This is a genomic window from Ilumatobacter sp. (assembly GCF_049588435.1).
In the GTDB taxonomy this organism is placed as follows: domain Bacteria; phylum Actinomycetota; class Acidimicrobiia; order Acidimicrobiales; family Ilumatobacteraceae; genus Ilumatobacter_A.
The window spans coordinates 1-3,675 of record NZ_JBAVYV010000096.1 but is presented as its reverse complement, the minus strand read 5'-3'; the positions used below and the strand labels follow the sequence as shown (position 1 = coordinate 3,675).

Below are 3,675 nucleotides of genomic sequence, written 5' to 3'. Positions count from 1 at the left end.
GGGTTCGGTCGCGATTCCGGTGAGCGTCGCGTATCCGAGCGCCGCGATCAGCCCGGGGTCGCCGCGCCGGAGTCGTCCGGCATCCATCTCGTCGGCCAGGTAGGTGACCGCCCGATCGACCAGTGGTTCGATCCGGCGCCGAAGCCGGTCGGCGTGGTCCGAATCCAGACGGCTGACCTCGCGGAACAGTCCGAGCAGAGCCGGACGACGCACCGCCGGACGGAACACCGCGCGCACGATCGCGTCGATTCGTTCGAGCGGATCGTCGTCGGCAGCGCGCACCGCCGCGTCGATCACGACGAACAACTCGTCCGACACCGCATCGAGGACGCCGTCGACGAGCGTGTCCTTCGACGCGAACCAGTAGAGGACCGTCTGCTTGCGGACCCCGACCTCGCGGGCGATCTCGTCGAGCGACACCGCGTCGACCCCACGGCTGCCGAACAGGTCGACCGACGCATCGATGATCCGCTCCCGCGTCGACGCCACCGCGCTCATCGGTCGACCATCACCACCCCCGCACCCCCAACCAGCGCTCTCGTGAACTTGTCCGGCGCTCCGTGCGCGAACAGTTCACGAGATGGGCGGGGCGGGGCGGGCGGGGGAACATCTCATCTCTCTACCAATTGGTAGAGGATGATGCTGGGAAATGGTAGACATGTCAACCGTGATGGCCGACACGATCCCCGAGTCGCTCGCGGGCAAACGCATCGCGATCACCGGCTCGACGGGTTTCGTCGGGACGGCACTCGTCGAGCGGCTGCTGCGCTGTGTCCCCGACTGCAACCTCGTGCTGCTCGTTCGCGACGGTCGCCGCACGCCGGCGGCCCGACGAACCCAGCGCGAGATCCTGAAGAACGATGCGTTCGACCGCCTGCGCGAGACCCACGGCGACGACTTCGACACGGCGGTCGCCGCGCGCATCCAGACCGTTGCGGGCGACGTCACGCAGGACGGGCTCGGGCTGAGCCCGACCGACCGTGAACTGTGGGGAACAGCCGACACCATCATCCACTCGGCTGCAGCGGTGTCGTTCGACTCGCCGATGGACTCGGCGGTCGAGATCAACCTGCTCGGCCCGACCCGCATCGCCAACCTCGCCAACGAGATGGGCGTCGCCCCGCACCTCGTCGCCGTTTCGACGTGCTACGTCGCCGGAAACCGACGGGGCAACGCCCCCGAGATCCTCGTGTCGGAGGGTCCGTTCGACGTCGGGATCGACTGGCGCTCCGAGGTCGCCGCGACGAAGCGTCTGCGCTCCGACACCGACGCCCTGAGCCGGACACCCGACCAGCTGAAGGTCTTCCGCAAGAGTGCACGGGCCGAAATCGGCGCCGCCGGAGCGCCCGCCCTCGCCTCCAAGACCGAGGACCTCCGCCAGAAGTGGGTCAAGTCCGAACTCGTCAAGGCCGGGCGTGCGCGTGCCGCGAGCGTCGGTTGGCCCGACGCCTATGCGTTCACGAAGGCTCTCGGCGAGCAGGCGCTCACCGACATGAAGGGCGACGTCCCGGTATCGATCGTCCGGCCGTCGATCATCGAGTCGGCCCTCGCCGAGCCGAAGCCCGGCTGGATCCGTGGCTTCCGCATGGCCGAACCGGTGATCATCTCCTTCGCCCGCGGCCTGCTCAAGGAGTTCCCCGGCGTGCCGGAGGGGACCGTCGACGTCATCCCCGTCGACATCGTCGTCGCCGCGATCATCGCCGTGGCCGCAGCCGGACCGAACGACGCGCCGGCGATCACGCAGGTCGCATCAGGCGGGATCAACCCGCTGAAGTACCGCCAGATGGTCGACAACGTGACCGGCTGGTTCACCCGCAACCCGCTCTACGACCCCAAGGGCCAGCCGATCGTGGTCCCCGAGTGGCGTTTCCCGGGACGCGGCCGGGTCCAGAAGCAGCTGACGCAGGCCAAGACCGTCCTGAGCACCGCCGACAAGGTGCTGCAGACACTCCCGCTGCGCGGCAAGCAGGCCGAACTGTCGGCCCAACTCGAGGAGAAGCGCCTCGAGGTCGAGACCGCGCTCGAGTACGTCGAGCTGTACGGGCTCTACACCGAGTGCGAGGCGATCTATCAGGTCGACAACCTGATGAGCATCTGGAACGGTCTCGGCGAGCAGGATCGAGCCGACTTCAACTTCGACCCGCGCTCGGTCGACTGGGACCACTACGTCAACAACATCCACCTGCCGTCGATCATTCAGCACGCGCGGGTCAAGACCACCCCGGGAGCGTCCAAGTCGGTCGACCGGATGACCCGGATGCGCAAGCAGGTGCTCGATCCCAAGCGACAGATCGCCGCGTTCGACCTCGAGAACACCCTGATCGCATCGAACGTCGTCGAGAGCTTCTCGTGGCTCGCGACCCGCCGACTGGACACCGCCGAGCGCGCCCGCTACGTGGCGCGCACGATCGTCGAGGCACCCGGCCTGCTCCGACTCGACCGCCAGGATCGCACCGACTTCCTCCGGCACTTCTACCGCCGCTACGAGAACGCTCCCGTCGAACAGATCGAGATCGACGCCCGCGAGATGCTGACGCAGCTGATCATGACGAAGTCGTTCCCGGCGGGGTTGCGGCGGGTACGCGAGCACCGCGCGCTCGGCCATCGCACGATCCTCATCACCGGTGCGCTCGACTTCGCCGTCGCCGGACTCAAGCCGCTGTTCGACGAAATCGTCGCCGCGGAGATGATGATCCGACCCGACGGCACCTACTCCGGCGAGATGCACTCGGTCCCACCGACCGGTGAGGCCCGCGCGCAGATCCTCGGTGACTACTGCGAGGCCGAAGGTCTCGATATCAACGAAGCGGTCGCATACGCCGACTCGTCCTCCGACCTCCCACTGTTCGAAGCGGTCGGATTCCCGGTGGCGGTCAACCCCGAAACGCGCCTCGCCGCGATCGCTCGCAAACGCGGTTGGCTCGTCGAGAACTGGTCGAAGGCTCCGGGCGGGCCGAAATCACTCCTTCCGATCGGTGAGCTGATGGTGGAACGCGAACGGCGTCGCCGTTTCCGGAAGGCGGGAGCATGAAGGCCCTGCAGGTTCGACGCAACGTCGGAAAGTTCGGCGCGGCACGCATCGTGGGAGCGATCTCCCCGTCCGGTGCCGCGAAGATCGGACCGCTCGAGTTCCGCACGATCGACGATCCCGAGCAACCCGGCGAGGGATGGCACCGAGTCCGGACACGCCTCGCCGGCATCTGCGGCTCCGATCTCTCGCTCGTCGGTGGCCATGCGTCCACCTACTTCGACGATTGGGTGAGTTTCCCGTTCGTCCCCGGCCACGAGGTCGTCGGCGAACTCCACGATGGCGAACGGGCCGGAACCCGCGTGGTGCTCGAACCCGTCCTCGGCCACGCCGCACGAAACGTCGACCTGCCCTTCGACGGTGCGCGTCCGGCCGACGGCGACGACTACGCCCACCTCGCGGTCGAGTCCGCCGACGGGATCGGCCCGGCGATCCAGACCGGCTTCTGCTGTGCGACCGGCGGTGGATGGGCACCGTGGTTCTGGGCGCACGAATCCCAACTCCACGAGGTTCCCGACGAGATGCCCGACGAGCAGGCCGTGCTCGTCGAACCGTTCGCCGGAGGAATCCACGCCGCGCTGCTCGCCGCACCGACGCTCGCCGGTCGCACCGACCCCGTCGTCGCCGTGCTCGGCGCAGGCACGATG

At 68.0% G+C, this 3,675-nt stretch carries 3 protein-coding genes; 2 read left to right on the top strand and 1 reads right to left on the bottom strand.

The genetic code is table 11. From position 1 onward, the window contains the following. A partial coding sequence (locus tag WBV89_RS03520; protein WP_423979960.1) for a TetR/AcrR family transcriptional regulator occupies window positions 1-498 on the bottom strand: 498 nt, incomplete at its 3' end. 151 nt (window positions 499-649) lie between these two features. Here WBV89_RS03520 and WBV89_RS03515 point away from each other — a divergent pair. Then, the gene (locus WBV89_RS03515) at window positions 650-3,031 is read left to right on the top strand and encodes an HAD-IB family phosphatase (protein ID WP_423979959.1); all 2,382 of its coding nucleotides are present in this window, start codon (window positions 650-652) and stop codon (window positions 3,029-3,031) included. After that, the coding region (locus WBV89_RS03510) for an alcohol dehydrogenase catalytic domain-containing protein (protein ID WP_423979958.1) at window positions 3,028-3,675 on the top strand (648 nt) is incomplete at its 3' end. The genes WBV89_RS03515 and WBV89_RS03510, both read left to right, overlap by 4 nt.